The 22,050-nt window shown below is 51.7% G+C and carries 17 protein-coding genes; 12 read left to right on the top strand and 5 right to left on the bottom strand.

Annotated elements, in window-relative coordinates:
- Window positions 1-113 precede the first annotated feature (113 nt).
- Window positions 114-1,295: a sugar efflux transporter SetB gene (gene setB / locus OGY67_RS01630; RefSeq protein ID WP_003834548.1), complete on the top strand. Its 1,182-nt coding sequence runs from the start codon at window positions 114-116 to the stop codon at window positions 1,293-1,295.
- Here the strand turns inward: setB and OGY67_RS01625 are convergent.
- Window positions 1,292-1,546 carry a YkgJ family cysteine cluster protein gene (locus OGY67_RS01625; protein WP_008785278.1) on the bottom strand — a complete coding sequence of 85 codons (255 nt, stop codon included), beginning with the start codon at window positions 1,544-1,546 and terminating at the stop codon, window positions 1,292-1,294. The two genes, setB and OGY67_RS01625, sit on opposite strands and share 4 nt — an antisense overlap.
- 157 nt (window positions 1,547-1,703) lie before the next feature.
- On the opposite strand from OGY67_RS01625, the gene yeiP reads away from it, so the two are divergent.
- Complete coding sequence (gene yeiP, locus OGY67_RS01620) at window positions 1,704-2,276, top strand: elongation factor P-like protein YeiP (RefSeq protein ID WP_003027452.1); 573 nt, start codon at window positions 1,704-1,706, stop codon at window positions 2,274-2,276.
- 776 nt (window positions 2,277-3,052) lie between these two features.
- On the opposite strand, the gene torD is transcribed toward yeiP, so the two are convergent.
- Genes torD through torC form a run of 3 tightly spaced genes read right to left on the bottom strand, consistent with a single transcriptional unit; the run spans window position 3,053 to window position 7,316 of the window.
- The gene (torD, locus tag OGY67_RS01615) at window positions 3,053-3,685 is read right to left on the bottom strand and encodes a molecular chaperone TorD (RefSeq protein WP_286573202.1); all 633 of its coding nucleotides are present in this window, start codon (window positions 3,683-3,685) and stop codon (window positions 3,053-3,055) included.
- The gene (gene torA / locus OGY67_RS01610; protein ID WP_286573200.1) at window positions 3,675-6,173 is read right to left on the bottom strand and encodes a trimethylamine-N-oxide reductase TorA; all 2,499 of its coding nucleotides are present in this window, start codon (window positions 6,171-6,173) and stop codon (window positions 3,675-3,677) included. The genes torD and torA overlap by 11 nt, the downstream gene beginning before the upstream one ends.
- 9 nt (window positions 6,174-6,182) lie before the next feature.
- On the bottom strand, window positions 6,183-7,316 hold the full coding sequence (torC, locus tag OGY67_RS01605) for a pentaheme c-type cytochrome TorC (RefSeq protein WP_286573196.1): 1,134 nt from the start codon (window positions 7,314-7,316) through the stop codon (window positions 6,183-6,185).
- A 165-nt stretch (window positions 7,317-7,481) separates the two neighbouring features.
- Between torC and pdxR the strand changes: the two genes are divergently transcribed.
- Window positions 7,482-8,954 (top strand): MocR-like pyridoxine biosynthesis transcription factor PdxR, encoded by a 1,473-nt coding sequence (gene pdxR / locus OGY67_RS01600; protein ID WP_286573194.1) that lies wholly within the window; start codon window positions 7,482-7,484, stop codon window positions 8,952-8,954.
- 45 nt (window positions 8,955-8,999) lie between these two features.
- On the opposite strand, the gene uxuA is transcribed toward pdxR, so the two are convergent.
- Window positions 9,000-10,190 (bottom strand): mannonate dehydratase, encoded by a 1,191-nt coding sequence (uxuA, locus tag OGY67_RS01595; protein ID WP_032944021.1) that lies wholly within the window; start codon window positions 10,188-10,190, stop codon window positions 9,000-9,002.
- Window positions 10,191-10,392: 202 nt separating this feature from the next.
- Between uxuA and OGY67_RS01590 the strand changes: the two genes are divergently transcribed.
- The 9 genes from OGY67_RS01590 (at window position 10,393) to yejF (ending at window position 22,048) form a co-directional block, all read left to right on the top strand.
- The gene (locus OGY67_RS01590; RefSeq protein WP_008785284.1) at window positions 10,393-11,859 is read left to right on the top strand and encodes a mannitol dehydrogenase family protein; all 1,467 of its coding nucleotides are present in this window, start codon (window positions 10,393-10,395) and stop codon (window positions 11,857-11,859) included.
- A gap of 119 nt (window positions 11,860-11,978) precedes the next feature.
- Window positions 11,979-12,965, top strand: a complete 987-nt coding sequence (locus OGY67_RS01585) for a CobW family GTP-binding protein (protein WP_286573191.1) — start codon at window positions 11,979-11,981, stop codon at window positions 12,963-12,965.
- Window positions 12,966-12,998: 33 nt separating this feature from the next.
- Entirely contained in the window at window positions 12,999-13,712 is a 714-nt protein-coding gene (locus OGY67_RS01580) for a phosphatase PAP2 family protein (protein WP_032944023.1), read from the top strand.
- A 413-nt stretch (window positions 13,713-14,125) separates the two neighbouring features.
- Window positions 14,126-14,695 carry a bifunctional murein DD-endopeptidase/murein LD-carboxypeptidase gene (mepS, locus tag OGY67_RS01575; protein WP_003834567.1) on the top strand — a complete coding sequence of 190 codons (570 nt, stop codon included), beginning with the start codon at window positions 14,126-14,128 and terminating at the stop codon, window positions 14,693-14,695.
- Between the two features lie 167 nt (window positions 14,696-14,862).
- Window positions 14,863-16,422, top strand: a complete 1,560-nt coding sequence (locus OGY67_RS01570; protein ID WP_286573189.1) for a cyclic di-GMP phosphodiesterase — start codon at window positions 14,863-14,865, stop codon at window positions 16,420-16,422.
- 100 nt (window positions 16,423-16,522) lie between these two features.
- Window positions 16,523-18,337, top strand: a complete 1,815-nt coding sequence (locus OGY67_RS01565; RefSeq protein WP_286573187.1) for an extracellular solute-binding protein — start codon at window positions 16,523-16,525, stop codon at window positions 18,335-18,337.
- Window positions 18,338-19,432 (top strand): microcin C ABC transporter permease YejB, encoded by a 1,095-nt coding sequence (locus tag OGY67_RS01560; RefSeq protein WP_003834575.1) that lies wholly within the window; start codon window positions 18,338-18,340, stop codon window positions 19,430-19,432.
- On the top strand, window positions 19,432-20,457 hold the full coding sequence (locus tag OGY67_RS01555) for an ABC transporter permease (protein ID WP_003834577.1): 1,026 nt from the start codon (window positions 19,432-19,434) through the stop codon (window positions 20,455-20,457). Before OGY67_RS01560 ends, OGY67_RS01555 begins: the two co-directional genes overlap by 1 nt.
- Before the next feature lies 1 nt (window position 20,458).
- Window positions 20,459-22,048 (top strand): microcin C ABC transporter ATP-binding protein YejF, encoded by a 1,590-nt coding sequence (gene yejF, locus OGY67_RS01550; protein WP_032944026.1) that lies wholly within the window; start codon window positions 20,459-20,461, stop codon window positions 22,046-22,048.
- Window positions 22,049-22,050: the final 2 nt, after the last annotated feature.

Genomic DNA, 22,050 nt, shown 5'->3' with positions numbered 1-22,050 from the left:
TCTTTGACTGAAATGCTATTTTGATTTTTGATGCCGATTTTGATTTGGCTCCCTGTTTATTTTCTGACAAGCGGCGTAAACTCCGCGTCTCTTCACATCATTGATATCAAAACATGCATAACACTCCCGTAGCCGCCACACCCAAGGCGTTTGATTTAACGTCTTCGGCGTTCCTGCTTGTCGCATTTCTGACGGGTATCGCCGGTGCGTTGCAGACGCCAACGCTCAGCCTTTTTCTGACGGATGAAGTCCACGCCCGTCCCGGCATGGTCGGGTTCTTTTTTACCGGTAGCGCTGTGATCGGTATTCTGGTAAGTCAGTTTCTGGCCGGACGTTCAGATAGAAAAGGCGATCGCAAGAACCTGATTGTGTTTTGCTGCGTGCTGGGGATGCTGGCCTGCGTGCTGTTCGCCTGGAACCGTAATTATTTTATCTTGCTGTTTGTCGGGGTATTCCTCAGCAGCTTTGGATCGACCGCCAACCCGCAAATGTTTGCTCTCGCCCGTGAACACGCCGACCGCACAGGTCGGGAAGCCGTCATGTTCAGCTCAATATTACGTGCGCAGGTTTCGCTGGCCTGGGTAATTGGCCCGCCGCTGGCCTACGCGCTGGCCATGGGATTCAGCTTTACGGTGATGTATCTCAGCGCGGCGGTGGCGTTTGTTGTCTGCGGCGTAATGGTCTGGCTGTTTTTACCCTCAATGAGTAAAAACGTGCCTCTCGCGACAGGCGCAGTTGAGGCCCCGCGCCGCAATCGACGCGACACGTTGCTGCTGTTTGTTATCTGCACATTAATGTGGGGAACCAATAGTCTCTATATCATTAATATGCCGCTGTTTATCATCAACGAACTGCATCTGCCGGAAAAACTGGCGGGCATCATGATGGGCACCGCAGCCGGACTGGAAATCCCAACCATGCTGATTGCTGGCTATTTTGCAAAGCGTCTGGGTAAACGTCTGTTGATGAGAATTGCCGTTGTTGCCGGATTCTTCTTTTATGCCGGTATGCTGCTGGCTCACTCTCCGGCGATATTGCTTGGCTTACAGCTGCTGAACGCGATTTACATCGGTATTCTCGGCGGGATTGGTATGCTCTATTTCCAGGACCTGATGCCGGGACAGGCGGGTTCAGCCACCACCCTCTATACGAATACCATTCGCGTAGGCTGGATTATTGCCGGATCGCTGGCAGGGATTGCCGCTGAAATTTGGAACTATCACGCGGTGTTCTGGTTTGCGCTGGTGATGATCGTCGCCACCGTCGCGTGCCTGGCGCGCATCAAGGACGTTTAAGGCGCGGTTAGCGCTTCAAGCTCGATGAGATAAACCATGGCCTGGTGCGTCGTCCGCCCGCACATTTCCGCACTGGGCTGTAAACCGCCGCACACCTTTGGTCGTAGCGGCGACGCAAAAATTTTGCAACGCAGGGATTCATCCAACTGAACGCAGGGCGTATTAGCGGGCTTGCCATCAGGCATACCGGGGATGGGACTGGAGATTGAAGGCGCGGTGCAGCATGCACCACAATCCGGACGGCATTCCATACAGTACTCTCTTTATCGTAAACCATCGGATTGTGCGGGAAGGGCACAGTACCACCTTTTTTGCACCAGCAAAAGCATGAATTCCGCTTGCCTGAATGCCCCGGCGCGAGTAGTTTTACGCGATATTTTAGACACTCCTCACTACAGGATTTTTTCGATGCCAAGAGCGAACGAAATTAAAAAAGGTATGGTACTGAACTACAACGGCAAACTGCTGATTGTAAAAGATATCGATATTCAATCACCGTCTGCACGTGGTGCTGCCACGCTGTACAAAATGCGTTTTTCTGATGTGCGTACCGGTCTGAAAGTTGAAGAGCGCTTCAAAGGTGACGATATCGTGGATACCGTCACTCTGAGCCGTCGTGGCGTTGATTTCTCCTACGTCGATGGCAACGAATACATCTTTATGGATAAAGAAGACTATACCCCGTATACCTTCACCAAAGACCAGATTGAAGAAGAGCTGCTGTTCATGCCGGAAGGCGGGATGCCGGACATGCAGGTACTGACCTGGGACGGCCAACTGCTGGCGCTTGAACTGCCGCAGACCGTAGACCTGGAAATCGTTGAAACTTCACCGGGGATTAAAGGTGCTTCAGCGAGTGCGCGCAACAAACCAGCAACCCTGAGCACCGGTCTGGTGATCCAGGTTCCTGAGTATCTGAGTGCGGGTGAAAAAATCCGTATTCATATCGAAGAACGTCGCTATATGGGCCGTGCAGATTAATTTTCTGCTGCGCAGTGACGGCAAGGGACAGCGCTGGCTGTAATGCTCGTCTTTTAAGCATGTATGGTGAACATGTGATTCCGGCTCAGGGTTCCGTTCATCTCAGCGGTGTCATTTCTCTGAAGCACCGATACCTGTGAACGTGCAAGGGAGGCTCACCGCCGCCTCCCTTGCAACCCAGGCTCCCGGCGGGAAAATCGTCGCTACGCGATTCATTCGTCTTATGCCGTCTGCCTGTCGGGTCGGGGCCGAGCCTGCGTCCATGCAGGCCGTCCCCTCTGCCCGCATCCCTGCGGGCAGTCCCGGTCAGTCGTCAACGCCTCATCGACTTTCAGCCGGACCAGGGTCATCGCTTCAACGCACTGACTTCCAGTTAAATCTTTTTTGCTGTTTAAACAAAAAACGCAGATGGTCAGGTGTGGGCTGGTCCGGCTGAAAATTGCCGACGTGTTTCCGTAAGGCCGGGAGAGCTAGCATGGATGCTGGCTCAGGGCGCGCTTTGCAGGGACGCTTCCTCGCGCCCGGCCCGGTAGCCAGGAGGAATAAGCGGAGGGTATTGCGTAGCAACAATTTTCCCGCCGGGAGCCGGGATTGTAAAGGGCGTGGCGGAGAACGCCCTTTACACGTTCACGGGAATCCGTGTTTCAGAGAAACGATGAACATGAGGTGAACGGAACTCTATCTCCGAGATAGCATGTTCTTAACCTCCGCCAGTTTACTGAAACTGAGGCGCTAACTGACTGGCATTACAACGCAGGCTGTCCCTTTTTTCATTTTCAGCGCTGGCTGCTGAAATAAAAATCATCCATCAGCAATGACTCCAGATACTGTTCATCCTCTTGCATAAAACGCACTATCAGATTCACCGCCTGAGGATAAAACCCCTCGTTATCCCGCACCAGACAAGCGTCGCGAAATAACGGTGCCCAGCACAGAATATGATGATGCAAAAAGTAATATTGCGCCGATACCCTCTCCTCTTTAGCAACCATCCTCGCCATTAATGCCAACTGCACAGCAATATGATCGGAGGGTTCATTCTCTCGCGCTGCCAGACCTTGCTCAATCAGCAGCACATTCATTTGCCGACGTTCTTCTGCCGCTGTCGTGTGTGGATAGTGCCCTGCATAGGGAGAAACACTAGCCGGCGGGGCCAGCAGAAACAGCGAGGCAAAATCTGCTGCCAGCTCCAGCTGTCGGGAGTCGCGCCGCAAAACCCGGCCCAGGCTGCGCTCAAAACGTTTAACCTCGGCAGACACTCCAGGAACCGCCGCCAGTGAGGCAATCCAAGCCTGGCTATCGCCGTTTTCCAGACTGGCGAGCTGTTTTTCATCCAGCTCACGAAATAACAGTTGCGAAAACCACTGGTACACAGCTGCCCGCTGCTGATGAATTTGCTTATGCTGCACTGGTCCCCTCCTCTTTCACAATCTGCGGACCACCGAAAGCCGTCACCTGCGGGGCTTTCTGCTGATAACGCTCGACCTCCACCAGCACGGTATGCGCTGAAGGCCCCTGGGCCAGCTGTGAAGTACCGATATCCGCGCTCAGCACGTTCGGGTCGCCATAAGTGCATAATGTCCCGGCTTTCCCCCCTTCCTGCGGGGAGTACCATGCACCTTCATGAATACGGACCACGCCAGGGGAAAAATCCGGGCTGACAACTACGCCAGCCAGTACCTGACCACGAGCGTTGAAGACGCGGGCGATATCACCGGCTTTTAAGCCACGAGCGGTGGCATCCTGTTCACTGATATAAAGCGGTTCTCTTCCGGCAACCGCATAGGTGTTGCGAAACACCTCGCTAGAGCACAGTTGGGAATGCAGACGTTTATCCGGATGGCAGGATTGCAGATGCAGTGGATATTTATCTTTTTTGCCACTATGGGTACGCTCAAAGGGTTCCATCCACACCGGATGCCCCGGACAATCCTCGTAGGCGAAGCCCGCGATGGTTTTACTGTAGATTTCAATCAGACCTGACGGCGTTCCCAGCGGATTCAGGTCTGGCTGGTCGCGAAACTCGCCGTGACGTACCCACGGCTGACCCGGCGGATATTCAATATATCCGTCACCCTGCCAGAACGTTGTGAAATCCGGTAATGAGACGCCGAGCGATGCCCCCATCTTCACGCCTTCGTCATAAAGCGCCTGTATCCACTGCATTTCATCACGGTTTTCACGGTACACCGCTTCCTTGTCAAAGCGCTTACACAGCCCGGCAAATACATCAAAATCATGTCGCGCTTCATATTGCGGTTTGACGATCTGATGCAACGCCATCAACCCTTTATTCGAATGCGTACCGAACTGCTCAATATCGTTACGTTCAAAGCGGGTAGTAACGGGCAGGACGATATCGGCAAATCGGCACGACGCGGTCCATTGGTGATCCAACACCACCACGGTTTCCAGCTTCTTCCACGCGTCGATCATGCGATTCCTGTCCTGCTGCGCATGAAATGGATTCGCCGCGCTGTAGATCGCCATTTTGATGTCAGGCCAGGTTAACGTCTCGCCGTTAAAGGCAACCTTTTTGCCCGGCTCAAGCAGGCAGTCAACGATACGCGAAGTGGGGATATGCTCCGATGCGCCGCGAAAATCCGCGTTGTACTTTGCCTTCGGGGGATTCGTGATCCCTCCCAGTCCAGAAAGCACAGGCCCGGCGGATGTTACCGTACCACCGCCGTTGTAGTGCCAGCCAAATCCTACCCCGCCGCCGGGCAAACCAATTTGACCGACCATGCTGGCCAGCACCACCAGCATCCACGGATACTGCTCACCATGGTGCATGCGTTGTACGCACCAACCGCCCATAAACTGTGTCCGGCCTTTCACCAACAGACGGGCGAAGTCTCGGATCTGCTCTGCCGTCAGGCCGCAGATTTCGGCCGCCCATTCGGCATTTTTCGGCTGTTTATCGGTTTCGCCCAGCAAATACGGCAAAAACTGCTCAAAACCGACGGTGTAATCGGTAATAAACGCCATGTCGTACAGTTTTTCTTCGTACAAGGTATGCGCCAGCGCCAGCATTAACGCGACATCGGTTTGTGGCCGCAACGCCAACTGCTCGCAGCCAAGATAGTTTTGCGACTTGCTACGCACCGGATCAACGCTGATAACGCGCATCTTACCCTGCGCTACCGCCTCTTTAATCTGCTGCCAGTAGCCAAACGCATCGTGATCGGGAACCAAAAACTCGATCTGCAGGTTCTTGATCGGATCGCAGCCCCACAGCACGATGGTATTGCTGTTTTGAATCACTAGCGGAAGCGACGTCTGCTGCTCATAAACTTCCAGCGAACCAATCACATGCGGTAAAATGACTTGTGCCGCTGCCGCAGAATAGTCGCCGACGGTTGTCACATAGCTACCATGCAGGCCAAGTCCCCGATCCATCGCCCCGCCCGCTTTATGGTATTTGCCCACCATTTGCCAGTCGGCAAGCCCGGTAAATACGCCTGATGAGCCATAGGTTTTTTGCACCCTCTCCAGCTCTTCGTAAAATAGATCCAGCGCCTGATCCCAACTGACCCGTACAAAACGGTTATCTCCGCGCTGACTGCGATCTGACTTCTCACGCTTACGCAGCCAGTCCAGACGCACCATCGGGTAGCGCACCCGCGACGGGTTGTAGACCACTTCACGCACCGCGTTCAGCATATCGCAGGGGTATTTGTCATGTTTGAACGGACGGGTTTCGGTCCACTCACCGTTGACCACTTTGGCTTCAAAAGCGCCATAGTGCGAACCAGATTGGATCCACTGTTCGGGATTTTCCCCCGCCGCCCACACTTTTGATATCAGCGGATTAGGCGCCAGTGCACTGGCAGCCCCCACCGCCAGCATTCCGTTGAGAAAACGGCGGCGGGACGGATTAAAGTCATGAATATCCATACATTATCCTTACTTTTTGTTGGTTTCAGACACATCGCTGGCGTGGGTCTGGAGGTATTTCAACAACGTACGTTCCTCCACCGGATTAAGCCGGTAATAGGTCGACATGGCTTTCAGTCCGGCGATCCAGCCGTTAGCGGTATATCGGGTTGTAGGAGGAGTGCTATGACAGGCGCTACAGGTGGATTGCAGCATTTGATCTGAGTATTCCCAGATTGGCGCAAGCGTGTTGATAAAGTCCTGATCGGTGGTCCAGGCGGTGACGCTCACCTGCTGCCATTCCTGATGTGAGTCAGGATCGACCTGGGTGTGTAGCACTTTTACGTTCGCCATCAGGGGCTCATCGAGAACGGCGGAGAAAACGCGTTTCCCCATATACTGGGTGATCACCCGTCCACGCCCTTTGCTTTCTCGCCAGCCCGTGATTTCGAGCTGCACGTTACTGCCTTCTTTTTTCAGCACCTTGACCTCGGTAGCAGGAAATAACAGCGCCTTCCCGGCCGGACTCCCTGCCGTTGCCGCCAGTGATTTTTCGCTTAATGAGAACAGTGTGGTCGCATCTGCTGGCATATCTCCCTGACGCTGTAGCTGCTTATAGCGATCGCGAAAACCGCTGCTCATATCGGGTTTGTGATGGGCTATTCCTTTGTGACAATCGATACAGTTACTGTCTTTTGCTGCCGCTGCGGTCATTTGCGCCGCCGCGTTTGCCGATTGCTTGCCATGATCCATTGCCTCATAGCTATGGCAGGATTTACACGCCGCTGAATTATTCGCGCTCATGCGTGCCCACTCCCGCTGGGCCAGCTCCGGGCGTTTGGCAGCAAACTTTTCAGGAGTATCGATAAAAGGAGAAATAAAGGTGTGATAGAGGTCGTTTAAGGCTTCAGTTTTACGAATAAGCGTTGGAACAACGCCCGGGGGGATATGACAATCCTTACACTCAGCCCGCACGCCAGATGCGTTACGAAAATGCACGCTGGTTTTATATTCCTCTCCAGCCGTGCGCATCGAGTGACACGATAAACAAAATTCGGTGGTACTGGTGTAATGAACGCCTTGCCACGTTCCCCAAATAGCCAGGGCCATTGCCACCGCCCCAGCCAATACGCACCACAATGCGTTCTTTCTTATCCACGACATGCTTGCCTCCATTTTTTTAATAGCGACACGCTAAGGGATAATAAAAATCAAAAATAGAGACAGCGATGGCAAGCTATAGGAACAGCCGCTACTCCATGAGGTGTATCAAATAGTAAAAACGAGAAATTCGTAATATAGTGGCTATATATTAATAAGGAATTCCTCATGCTTACATTAACGCTCAATAGAGAACTCCGCACTCCGCTGCAATTGCAAATTTTTCAATTTTATTTCCAGGCTATTCAGCGGGGAGATTTGCTTTGTGGCGATAAGCTTCCCTCTATTCGCGAGCAGGCTCAGGTATTGAACGTAGCCAAAATAACGGTAGTGATGGCCTATGATAAGCTTATGGCTGCAGGGTTAATCAAGAGCCGACACGGCATTGGCTATGAAGTGATATTCACCACGCCTGTACGTATAACACCAACGCATGTGCCCGTTACCCAGGGTTCTCCGCCGACAAAACCTAAAGCTGCCGGAGTCTCAACCGATGTTTACGCCGAGCCTGGACGAGAGTGCTACTGTCGGATGGGCGTCCCCGATCCCAACGCTTTTCCCTGGTCAAGTTGGCGGAAATGGAATAATGCTCCAAGCATACTTAAAGAACAATTATTTACCCGATACCATTCACCAAGTGGATTATTTTCACTGCGTGAGCAATTGGTCAGATACCTTAATTTATCCCGCGGAATTAATACCCGAGCAGAGAACATCATCATTACCAACGGGATTCAGGAAGGATTATCACTGCTCAGCCAAATATTTATTATTCATCATGCTGTCAGTCAGAAAAAAAAGTGCCATATTGTGACCGAATCCCCTTGTTATTCTGGCGCATGGCATCTTTTTAATTATTACGGTGCAGACATTACGTCAATTGCCGTAGATAACCACGGGCTGCAGACAGATAATTTACCCGAGTATGAAACCCAGCTTTGTTATGTTACTCCAGCGCATCAGTATCCGATGGGAAGCGTGCTTTCACTGGAGCGCCGTCAGTCATTATTAACGTGGGCGCAACGCGTCGGCGCTTACATCATTGAAGATGATTACGATGCCGTTTTTACCTATGGGGAAAATCCCCTTCCCGCGCTGAAAGCCATGGATTATCACAACCGGGTTATCTACATGGGGACATTTTCTAAAACGCTGGGGCCAGGCGCACGGCTTGGCTATCTTATTTGCCCTGATGAACTGCTTCCGGCGGTACAGAATATGAAAGCGCTCAATAACAACGGCAGTCAGTGGTTGTTGCAGCAATTTTTGGCCGAACTGATGCAAAACCAGGTGTTCTATACGCATATCAGCAAGCTGGCCTGCAGCTATGCGACGCGCCTCACCCTGTTACGCGATGGCCTTTCCACTCTGTTTCCCGAAGGGAAAATCGCTGGCGCAACGGCAGGTCTGCACCTCTCGTTACGCATTGCCAGACACGCAGAACTCATCACCAGGTTGCAGCAATGCTGCCTGTTGGCCGGGATCCGTTTCGACACTCTGCCGGATATAGAAAATGGATCAGAAGCCGCATGGCGCAAAGAGAACAGCGATGCTGTTATGTTTTTTGGGTTTGGTGGATTGCAGATACAGCAGATCAATAAAGTGCTGACAGTGCTGGAGCAGGCGCTCGCGCAGCCTTGATGAAAAACAGGGATCGCGCCTGTCGCGCAATCCCTGTTGTTAGACTTACAGCAGATCGCGGAACTGCGTTTGTTTCAGCGCCAGCTCAACGCCACGGACTTCTGCCAGGCCTTTCAGGCGGCCAATCGCAGAGTAGCCCGGGTTGGTTTTCTTGTGCAGATCGTCAAGCATCTGGTGTCCATGATCCGGACGCATCGGGATAGGACGCAGGTCGCCCGCCTTTTTACGCCGCTGCTCTTCGCTCAAAATGGCAGCCACCACCGATACCATATCCACATCGCCCTGCAGGTGCGCACCTTCGTGGAAGGTTTTCGGGTTATCTTCACGACAGGTTGAGCGCAGGTGCGTGAAGTGGATACGATCGCCAAAGGTTTCGATCATTTTCACCAGATCGTTATCAGCGCGCACGCCGTAAGAACCGGTGCACATGGTGAAACCGTTATTTATGCTGTCGACCGTTTCTTTCAGCCACTGCATATCTTCGATAGTCGAAACGATACGCGGCAGGCCAAGGATCGGGCGCGGCGGATCGTCAGGATGCACGGCCAGACGCACGCCGACTTCTTCTGCCACTGGCACAATCGCCCGCAGGAATACCGCCATATTATCGCGCAGATCGTCCTTGCTGATGCCGTCGTATTCAGCGAGACGCGCACGGAACTGATCCAGCGTATAGCCCTCTTCTGCACCAGGCAGGCCAGCAATGATATTGCGGGTCAGTTTTTCAATTTCTGCATCACTCATGGCATTGAAGTAGTCCATCGCCTGGCGTTGTTCTTCGGCGGTATAATCCGCTTCAGCTCCCGGGCGTTGCAGAATGTGAAGTTCAAAGGCCGCAAAAGCAATCTGGTCAAAACGCAGCGCTTTGGAACCATCCGGCAGTTGATATTCGAGGTCGGTACGCGTCCAGTCGAGGATCGGCATGAAGTTATAGCACACCGTATCGATACCACAGGTCGCCAGATTACGGATACTCTGCTGATAGTTGGCAATCCACGTTTGATATTGACCTGAACGCGTTTTGATATCTTCGTGGACAGGGATACTTTCCACTACCGACCAGGTCAGCCCTTTTTCAGCCAGAATGGCCTGACGCTGCTGAATTTCTTCTACCGGCCACACTTCACCGTTTGGAATATGGTGCAAGGCGGTCACAACACCCGTTGCGCCAGCCTGACGCACATCATCAAGCGATACCGGATCGTTAGGTCCGTACCAACGCCAGGTTTGTTCCATTGTTTCACCTCACAAGTTGTTATACCAAATTAAATCATCTTAATGACGACTACCATACAGGTATCCGTCAACTGATCAACACATTGCCGATTATTGGTTGATCAAGCTCACATTCCCCGGATAAATGAGGCACACCAATTCAATTTGTTGTCATATAACTTTATACTACCATTGTTAATTTATGGTTAATCAGGTGTATTAAATGAAAACTATTGCCTCAGCGCCACTGGCGGAAAATGTCATGATGCCGCAATACGACCGCCAGCAATTAAAAACGCGGATTGTGCATTTTGGTTTCGGTGCTTTTCACCGCGCCCATCAGGCGTTACTAACCGACAGGGTGCTGAATGCGCAGGGTGGAGACTGGGGTATTTGTGAGATCAGTCTGTTCAGCGGCGATCGACTGATGAGCCAACTACGCGAACAGGATCATTTATTTACCGTGCTGGAAAAAGGGGCCAACGGTAACCAACCAATTGTTATCGGCGCCGTCAACGAATGTCTCAACGCCAGGCTGGATTCGCTGGCGGCCATTATCGAAAAATTCTGCGAACCTCAGGTGGCTATTGTCTCGCTAACCATCACAGAAAAAGGCTACTGCATCGATCCAGCGACAGGCTCGTTAGACCTCAGTAATCCACGTATTGCTCACGATCTGCAAACACCGACTGAACCGCACTCTGCCCCCGGAATTATTGTTGAAGCCCTACATCGCCGACGTGAACGCGGGCTACAGCCGTTTACCGTCCTCTCTTGCGATAACATCCCGGACAATGGTCATGTGGTAAAAAACGCCGTCCTTGGAATGGCGGAGAAACGTTCACCAGAACTGGCAACCTGGATTCAGGAGCATGTCAGTTTCCCAGGCACCATGGTCGACCGCATTGTCCCTGCCGCCACTGAAGAGTCACTGGCCGAAATTGCCCGCGAGCTGGGGGTTGCTGATCCTTGCGCAATCAGCTGCGAACCGTTTATCCAGTGGGTGATTGAAGATAATTTTGTGTGTGGCCGCCCACAATGGGAAACGGCGGGCGTCCAGATGGTCGAAAATGTGTTGCCGTGGGAACAAATGAAACTGCGGATGCTGAACGGCAGTCATTCGTTTCTCGCTTATCTCGGCTATCTGGCCGGGTTCCAGCACATCAGCGACTGTATGCAGGACAGCGCATTTCGTGAAGCCGCTTACCGCCTGATGCTCAACGAACAGGCACCTACGCTGCAAATTACCGATGTTGATTTAGACCAGTATGCCCTAAGCCTGTTGGAGCGTTTTGCCAACCCAGCGTTGAAACATAAAACCTGGCAAATCGCGATGGACGGTAGCCAGAAATTACCCCAGCGCATGTTGGAAGGGATCCGCGTACATTTAGCCCGCCAAAGCGAGTGGCCACTGCTGGCGCTCGGCGTCGCGGGCTGGATGCGTTATGTGAGCGGCGTGGATGATTCAGGCACCGCTATTGATGTTCGTGACCCGTTGAGTGAAAAAATTGCCGCTCTGGTTAAACAGAGCACAGAGTCAGAACGCGTCAACGCCCTGCTTTCGCTGCGCGAGATTTTCGCCACCGATCTCGTACAGAATCCGCAGTTTGTCGCGGCCATTCAGCAGGCCTGGCAACGCATTGCCCAATACGGTGCGCATCAGGCTGTCATTGAGACGTTAAAAAGTTAACGATTTCTGCCATTAAGCAGGACGAAGCGCCTCTTCGTCCTCTCACCCCTTCTCTTTTTCCCCGTTTTTCGCCAGGATTGTTAAATGCCATTACGGTAATTTATGATTCTGGAGTAAATGTGACTAAAACCAATCTCATCACCGGTTTTCTCGGCAGTGGCAAAACCACCTCTATTCTTCATTTATTGGCAAACAAAGATCCTGCTGAGAAGTGGGCCGTGCTGGTTAATGAGTTTGGTGAAGTTGGCATTGATGGCGCGTTGCTGGCCGACAGCGGTGCGCTGCTAAAAGAGATCCCCGGCGGCTGTATGTGCTGTGTTAACGGTCTGCCAATGCAGGTTGGCCTCAATACGCTGCTGCGTCAGGGAAAACCCGAGCGCCTGCTGATTGAACCCACCGGCCTCGGGCATCCCAAACAGATTCTGGATTTACTCACCGCACCGGTTTATGAGCCGTGGATCGATCTGCGCGCAACCCTCTGTATCCTTGATCCTCGCCTGTTACTGGATGAGAAAAGCGTCGCCAATGACAATTTCCGCGATCAGCTGGCCGCCGCTGATATCATTGTTGCCAACAAAACCGACCGTGCCACGACGGAAAGCGAAAACGCCCTACAAAGCTGGTGGCAACACTACGGTGGTAATCGCCAGTTAGTTCATGCCGACCATGGGCAAATTGACGGACAGCTACTGGATTTGCCCCGACTAAACCTGGCGGAGCTTCCTGCAAGCGCGGAGCACGCCCATAGCCATGCCAACAAAAAGGGGTTGGCAGCGTTGAGCTTACCCGCACAGCAGCGTTGGCGTCGTAGCCTGAACAGCGGTCAGGGCCATCAGGCCTGCGGTTGGATTTTTGACGCCGATACAGTGTTCGATACCATCGGTCTGCTGGAATGGTCGCGTCTTGCTCCTGTTGGACGCGTGAAGGGGGTAATGCGTATTAAAGAAGGACTGGTACGCATTAACCGCCAGGGAGACGACTGGCATATAGAGACGCAAAACGTCGCGCCACCGGATAGCCGTATTGAACTCATCGCCAATACCGAGACCGACTGGAATGCGTTACAGAGCGCGTTGTTGAGACTTCGTTTAGACGCTAGCGCGTAAGGTTGCCTTCGTTTTTAGCAATGGTAAACGACGATGAAAACCCGATACCCTTTAATCCTCCTGCTTAATATTGCTGGTCTGGCACTGTTTCTGTCCTGGTATATTCCAGCCGGGCATGGGTTCTGGTCTTCACTCGATACGGGCGTTTTCCGCTTCTTTAATCATAAACTGGTGGAAAGCCCGCTGTTCTTATGGGTTGTTGCTATCACCAATAATCGGGCATTTGATGGCTGCTCATTGCTGGCTATGGGCGCATTGATGCTGCACTTTTGGCTCAAAGAGACGTCGGAAGGTCGCCGACGCATTGTGGCAATTGGTTTGGTTATGCTGCTCACCGCAGTGGTATTAAATCAGCTGGGCCAGGCGCTTATTCCCGTTAAACGCGCCAGCCCCACGCTTATGCTGGATAATATTTATCGCGTCAGCGAACTGCTGCATATTCCGACCAAAGATGCGTCGAAAGACAGTTTTCCTGGCGATCACGGCATGATGCTGCTTATTTTTTCCGCATTTATGCTGCGTTATTTCGGAAAAGTCGCAGGAATAATCGGCCTTATTATTGCTGTGGTTTTTGCCTTCCCGCGCGTAATGATTGGCGCTCATTGGCTCACCGATATCGTGGTTGGTTCCATGACGGTGGTCTTGATTGGCCTTCCCTGGTGGCTAATGACGCCATTAAGCGACCGATTAGTCACTCTGTTCGTGAATTATCTACCCGGCAAAAACAAACAATTTTTAAACAAATAACGCAGAGTAATTAACATCATCAGGGATACTTCTGATTCCCTGATGATGCCGGGCAATATTTCATCATTCTGATTGTCATTCTCCTGTCATCTTATTCATGTTTAAAATGAGTAGGTTGCGTATTTTTTACCCTGATTGTTCTTAATTTAGACAATGCCGTTTATTCACTTTCTGTATCAATTTTTCTTATAAGAAATCACGTAAAATCACTCGCATTGACCGGAACGATCGGGTAATCTCGAACTCGTTTTGCCTCGCGGGATAATTATTCCCTTTCAGAATAAATTTGTGCGTTCTGCCACAGATTTGACCTTAAGGAATTGTCTCATCGTGCGATGGTAATTAGTCTCGTCACGTTTGGCATTTTTTATAACGATATTTATCGTTAAGGACTTCAAGGGAAAACAAACAAAATGGTCAAATCTCAACCGATTTTGAGATATATCTTGCGGGGCATACCCGCGATAGCAGTTGCGGTTCTGCTTTCTGCATGTAGCACAACGAACACCGCCAAGAATATGCATTCTGAGACGCATGCTGTGGGCAATGGAGATAACTCTTCACTGCAAGCCTCTCAGGATGAATTTGAAAATATGGTACGTAATATCGATGTTAAATCACGTATTATGGACCAGTATGCTGACTGGAAAGGCGTGCGTTACCGCCTTGGCGGCAGCACCAAAAAAGGTATTGATTGCTCAAGCTTCGTGCAGCGTACATTCCGCGAGCAATTTGGTTTAGAGCTTCCGCGCTCAACCTATGAACAACAGGAAACGGGAAAATCCGTTTCGCGCACTAATCTGCGCACAGGCGATCTGGTTCTGTTCCGTGCTGGTTCTACTGGCCGTCACGTCGGTATTTATATCGGTAACAACCAGTTTGTACATGCCTCGACCAGCAGTGGCGTTATCATTTCCAGCATGAACGAGCCTTACTGGAAAAAACGTTACAACGAAGCTCGCCGGGTTCTGAGCCGCAGTTAGTTTCGTTTGGCAGCTATCCCTTGGCTATCCTGATGAGACATTCCAAAAGCACTGCTTCGGCGGTGCTTTTTTGTTTCCCCCTGCGACTAAGAAAAATCTCACAACATGAGTCATTTCAGGTTATATTCATACAGAGTAAGCGGTTAAACCAGGTAAAATAAGGATCTATGTTCAGACGCTCTTCTTCATCCGGTCGGAAAATCCTGCTTTCCTGTATGTTAACGGGGCTTATCGTCGCAATACTCGTGAGTACCCTGCAGTTTTTCGTCACCTGGCATAAACGAGAAGTTAAGTACGACACGCTCCTTGCCGATATCCAGAATTACGTCAGCAGCTACTTCACCGACCTCAAAACCACCACCGATGCCCTTCAGCCGCTGGTTGCCAACAGTTGCCAACAAGTCGGCGCTAAGCTGACCTCCAGTGCAGCCTTTAGCCTGAACGTTCGCGCTTTCTTGCTGGTAAAAGACGGCATCGCTTTCTGCTCTTCCGCGACAGGTTCCATGTTCACTCCGATTTTGGATTTGATACCAAACCTCGATATCAGCAGAAATATTGATGTGGAATTACTTCCCGGCACGCCCATGATGCCGGATAAGCCAGCGATCATGATTTGGCACCGAAACGCGTCGTTCAACGATAGCGGCGTATTTACCTCATTGAATATTAATCTGGCGCCTTACCTACTCTATACCGCCCGGCAGGATGATTTTGACGGTATTGCTATTATCGTTGGTAATACTGCAATTTCGACATTCTCATCGCAAATCATCGATGTCTCCGCTCTTCCTCATACCCCCTGGCGGCAGGCAACCCTTGAAGGGATCCCGCTTAAAATTCGCTTATACGCAGAAGAGTGGAACTATACCGACGTCTGGTATTCTATTATGTTGGGATGCATGGCTGGTATTATTGTCGCTCTTCTTCTCTGGTACTACATCTACAGCATCCGTTTACGCCCAGGCAAAGATATCCTCAACGCCATCAAACATAACCAGTTTTATGTGGTATATCAGCCCGTAGTAGAGATGCAAACGCTGGAGGTGAAAGGCGTCGAGGTCCTGTTACGTTGGAATCACCCAACAACAGGCGAGATCCCACCGGATGCCTTTATTCATTACGCTGAATCACAGAAAATGATCGTCCCGCTGACTCAGCATCTCTTTAAGTTGATCGCCCAGGACGCCCCGACACTACAAAAAGTGTTACCCGCTGGCGCAAAATTGGGGATCAATATCGCGCCATCGCATCTGCATGGCGAGACATTTAAAGACGACATCCGGCACCTGCACGCTTCACTTCCCGCAAACTATTTTCAGATAGTGCTGGAAATCACTGAACGAGATATGCTCAATCAGCACGAGGCCACAAAGCTATTTGAATGGCTGCATTCCGCAGGTTTTGAAATTGCGATTGATGATTTTGGCACCGGCCATAGCGCGCTTATTTATCTGGAACGCTTTACCGTTGACTACCTGAAAATCGATCGTGGGTTTATTAACGCCATTGGAACAGAAACCCTGACCTCTCCGGTTCTGGACGCCGTGTTGACACTTTCTAAACGTCTTAATATGCTGACGGTTGCGGAAGGGGTAGAAACTCCTGAACAAGCCCGTTGGCTGCGCGATCGTGGGGTGCATTTTTTCCAGGGATACTGGATTAGCCGACCATTACAGCTTGCTGATTTTGTGCGTTGGATGGCGCAGCCCAATAAGCAGACGTGGTGATCGCAGTATGCGATTCATATACTCTCACTCGCCGCTACATCCCTTATCTTTCAGGCATGATGCCCGTCGGGTTGTGGCAGGAAAAGGAAATCGCTTTTATATGATCCCTCGCGTACTGCTTCTGTTTATTACCCTCATCGGGTTTAGCGCCCAGGCGCAATCCATCAAAGAAAGCTATGCTTTTGCCGTACTGGGTGAACCAAAGTACGCATTTAACTTTAATCACTTCGATTATGTGAATCCCGCAGCCCCTAAAGGGGGTCAAATCACCCTGTCCGCCATTGGCACATTTGACAACTTTAACCGCTATGCGATGCGCGGTAACCCCGGCGCACGTACCGAAACGCTTTACGATACGCTGTTTACGACCTCTGACGATGAACCTGGTAGCTATTACCCGCTCATTGCCGACAGCGCGCGCTATGCTGACGACTATTCCTGGGTAGAAATTGCCATTAATCCACGAGCGCGTTTTCATGATGGCTCACCCATTACCGCCCGCGACGTCGCATTCACCTTCCACAAATTTATGACTGAAGGCGTGCCGCAGTTTCGTCTGGTCTACAAGGGAACAACGGTAAAAGCCATCGCGCCATTAACCGTACGCATTGAATTAGCCAAACCGGGTAAAGAGGACATGCTCAGCCTGTTTTCGTTACCTGTGATGCCAGAGAAGTACTGGAAAGATCATAAGCTCAGCGATCCCTTATCATCGCCACCGCTCGCCAGCGGCCCTTATCGTATTACGAAATGGAAGATGGGCCAGTATATTGTCTATTCGCGCGTCAAAGATTATTGGGCCGCTAATCTGCCCGTCAATCGTGGACGCTGGAACTTTGATACCATCCGCTACGACTACTATCTGGATGATAACGTCGCCTTTGAAGCGTTTAAGGCCGGTGCGTTTGATCTGCGTCTTGAAAATGATGCCAAAAACTGGGCGACGCGCTATACCGGGAAAAATTTCGCGAATCACTACATCATCAAAGATGAACAAAAGAACGAATCCGCGCAGGATACCCGCTGGCTGGCATTTAATATTCAGCGCCCGGTATTCAACGACCGACGGGTGCGGGAAGCCATCACGCTGGCCTTTGATTTTGAATGGATGAATAAAGCGCTGTTCTATAATGCCTGGAGCCGGACCAACAGCTATTTTCAGAATACCGAATATGCCGCGACAAAATACCCCGACGCAGATGAACTGGTGATACTCGCGCCCTTGAAAAAAGATCTCCCCTCTGAGGTCTTTAGCCAAATCTATCAGCCGCCAAAATCAAAAGGCGATGGCTACGATCGCGACAACCTGTTGAAAGCCGATACCTTACTGGAGCAGGCCGGGTGGGTACTAAAGGGTCAGCAGCGCGTAAATAGCGCCAGCGGTAAACCTCTGAGCTTTGAACTGTTGCTCCCGGCGGGCAGCAACAGTCAATGGGTGCTGCCGTTCCAGCACAACCTGCAGCGCTTAGGTATTACCATGAATATCCGCCAGGTGGATAACTCACAAATCACGAACCGCCTGCGCAGTCGCGACTATGACATGATGCCGAGGTTGTATCGCGCGATGCCGTGGCCGAGTTCGGACCTGCAAATTCTGTGGGCCTCTCAATATATTGATTCCAGCTACAACGCCCCCGGCGTACAAAGCCCGGTGATTGATAAACTGATCGACCAAATCATCGCGGCACAAGGTGATAAAGCCAAATTGATCCCACTGGGCCGGGCACTGGACAGGGTATTAACCTGGAACTACTACATGTTGCCGATGTGGTTTATGGCAGAGGATCGCATTGCATGGTGGGATAAATTTTCACATCCTGCTATTCGCCCAATTTACACCATTGGCCTCGACAACTGGTGGTATGACGTCAACAAAGCGGCGAAACTGCCCGCAGCCAGACGACAGGGAGAATAAATGGGCGCGTATCTGATTCGACGTCTACTGCTGGTGATCCCAACGCTTTGGGCCATCATCACCATCAACTTTTTTATCGTGCAAATAGCCCCAGGCGGACCGGTTGAACAGGCCGTCGCCGCCATTGAGTTCGGGCAAAGCGGGGCATTACCCGGCGCGGGTAGCGAAGGCGTTCGCGCCAGCCACGCGCAAACCGGCGTTGGTAACATCAGCGACAGTAATTATCGAGGCGGACGGGGTCTGGACCCGGAAGTGATCGCCGAAATCACTCGCCGCTATGGGTTCGATAAGCCCATTCATGAGCGTTACTTCAAAATGCTCTGGGATTACATTCGTTTCGATTTCGGTGACAGCCTGTTTCGTAGCGCCTCGGTGCTGACGCTTATCAAAGACAGCCTGCCTGTTTCCGTCACGCTGGGGCTGTGGAGTACGCTCATCATCTATCTGGTGTCGATACCGCTTGGGATCCGCAAAGCGGTGCATAACGGCAGCCGGTTTGATGTCTGGAGCAGCGCATTTATTATTATCGGCTATGCCATACCGGCCTTTCTGTTTGCCATTTTGCTGATCGTCTTTTTTGCCGGAGGAAGCTACTACGACCTGTTCCCGCTTCGCGGGCTGGTTTCCGCCAATTTTGACTCCCTGCCCTGGTATCAGAAAGTAACCGACTACCTTTGGCATATTACCCTGCCGGTGCTGGCGACGGTGGTTGGTGGGTTTGCCGCGCTGACTATGCTGACCAAGAACTCATTTCTGGATGAGGTGCGCAAACAATATGTCGTCACCGCACGCGCTAAAGGGGTCAGCGAGAAAAATATTCTGTGGAAACATGTGTTTCGCAATGCCATGTTGCTGGTGATCGCCGGCTTCCCGGCAACGTTTATCAGCATGTTTTTTACCGGCTCACTGCTGATTGAAGTGATGTTTTCGCTTAACGGCCTGGGATTGCTGGGTTATGAATCCACCGTATCACGCGACTATCCGGTAATGTTTGGTACGCTTTATATCTTCACCCTGATCGGTCTGCTGCTGAATATCCTCAGCGACATCAGCTATACGCTGGTCGATCCTCGTATTGATTTTGAGGGACGCTAATGTCGCGATTAAGCCCCGTCAATCAGGCCCGCTGGGCGCGCTTTCGCCACAACCGTCGCGGCTACTGGTCGCTGTGGATTTTTCTGGTGCTGTTCGGTCTTAGCCTGTGTTCAGAACTGATTGCCAATGATAAGCCGCTACTGGTGCGCTACGACAATAGCTGGTATTTCCCCCTGTTCAAAAACTACAGTGAAAGCGACTTCGGCGGACCGCTGGCGACTCAGGCTGATTATCAGGACCCATGGCTACAACAGCGCCTGGAAAACCAGGGCTGGATCCTGTGGGCACCAATACGCTTTGGGGCCACCAGCATTAACTTTGCCACCGATAAGCCCTTCCCTTCCCCACCTTCCGCACAAAACTGGCTGGGAACAGACGCCAACGGCGGTGATGTACTGGCGCGCATCCTCTACGGCACACGTATATCTGTCTTGTTTGGTCTAATGCTCACTCTCTGTTCGAGCGTGATGGGCATTATGGCTGGCGCAATTCAGGGCTATTATGGCGGCAAGGTGGACCTGTGGGGGCAACGATTCATTGAAGTTTGGTCAGGAATGCCAACGCTGTTTCTCATCATCCTATTGTCGAGCGTGGTCCAGCCTAACTTCTGGTGGCTGTTGGGCATTACCGTATTGTTTGGCTGGATGAGTCTGGTTGGCGTGGTGCGCGCGGAATTTTTACGTACCCGAAACTTTGATTACATTCGAGCCGCTCAAGCGCTAGGCGTAAGCGATCGCAGTATTATTCTGCGTCATATGCTGCCTAACGCGATGGTCGCGGCCCTGACTTTTTTACCGTTTATTTTATGCGCTTCGATAACTACTCTGACCTCACTGGATTTTCTTGGGTTCGGTTTACCGCTTGGCTCGCCATCACTGGGAGAACTCCTGTTACAGGGTAAAAACAACCTGCAGGCACCGTGGCTTGGCATCACCGCGTTCATCTCCGTTGCCCTGCTACTATCACTACTGATCTTTATTGGTGAAGCGGTACGCGATGCGTTTGATCCCAACAAGGCGATTTAAAATGACACAACCTCTGTTAGCCATTGAGAATTTATCGGTAGGTTTTCGTCAACAAGAGACCGTGCGCACCGTAGTCAATGCCCTCTCACTACGGGTTGATGCCGGACAAACGCTGGCGCTGGTGGGCGAGTCTGGCTCGGGGAAAAGCGTGACCGCGCTTTCTATCCTACGGTTGTTACCGTCCCCTCCGGTAGTTTACCCTTCCGGGGACATCCGTTTTCATGGTGAATCATTACTTCACGCCAACGAGCAGACGCTTCGCGGCGTACGGGGGAATAAAATCGCCATGATTTTCCAGGAGCCGATGGTGTCACTGAACCCGCTCCACAATCTGGAAAAACAGCTTTATGAAGTGCTGTCGCTGCATAGGGGAATGCGTCGGGAAGCGGCGCGGGCAGAAATCCTGACCTGCCTGGATCGCGTTGGCATCCGTCAGGCAGCCAAACGTCTCGCAGATTACCCACACCAACTGTCCGGCGGTGAACGCCAGCGTGTGATGATCGCCATGGCACTGCTGACACGACCTGAGCTGCTTATTGCTGATGAACCGACTACCGCGCTGGACGTTTCCGTTCAGGCACAGATCCTGCAATTGCTGAGGGAACTACAGCGCGAGCTGAACATGGGATTACTGTTCATCACCCACAACCTGAGTATTGTGAAAAAACTGGCCGATACCGTGGCGGTCATGCAAAACGGCCAGTGCGTTGAGCAAAATAGAGCAGCACAGTTGCTCACTGCGCCAACGCATCCCTACACGAAGAAATTGTTAAACAGCGAACCTTCCGGCGACCCGGTACCTTTGCCTGTCGGGCAAGCTCCGTTGCTGGAAGTGGAAAAACTCCGCGTCGCCTTTCCTATCCGCAAAGGTATCCTGAAACGCGTGGTGGACCACAACGTCGTCGTTAACGACGTCAGTTTTTCCCTCCGGCCCGGTGAAACGCTGGGGCTGGTTGGAGAGTCAGGCTCCGGAAAAAGCACTACCGGACTGGCGCTTCTGCGGTTAATCACCTCGCAGGGAAGCATTGTGTTCGATGGTCTGGCACTGCATACCTTAAATCGACGCCAGCTGTTGCCGGTCCGTCACCGTATTCAGGTGGTATTTCAGGATCCCAACTCCTCGCTGAACCCACGCCTGAGCGTGCTACAGATTATCGAGGAGGGGTTGCGCGTTCATCAGCCTACCCTGTCAGCCGAACAACGCGAGGCACAGGTGAAAGCGGTAATGGCGGAAGTGGGATTGGATAGCGAAACGCGACATCGTTATCCTGCGGAGTTTTCTGGCGGACAACGCCAACGCATTGCTATTGCGAGAGCATTGATTCTCAAACCTTCCCTGATCATTCTGGATGAACCAACATCGTCGCTCGACAGGACCGTACAGGCGCAAATCCTGACGTTGTTAAAATCCTTACAGGAAAAGCATCGGCTGGCTTATATTTTTATCAGCCATGATTTGCACGTAGTACGCGCATTATGCCATCAGGTTATTGTGCTACGTCAGGGAGAGGTCGTGGAGCAAGGGCAATGCGAGCACGTCTTTAACGCACCACAGCAGGCCTATACGCGTCAGCTGCTCGCGCTAAGCTGACG

It is taken from the genome of Citrobacter sp. Cpo015 (genome assembly GCF_030333035.1).
Lineage (GTDB): Bacteria > Pseudomonadota > Gammaproteobacteria > Enterobacterales > Enterobacteriaceae > Citrobacter > Citrobacter portucalensis.
Note: the sequence above shows the minus strand (reverse complement) of the source record. Positions and strands in the feature narration are given on the sequence as shown.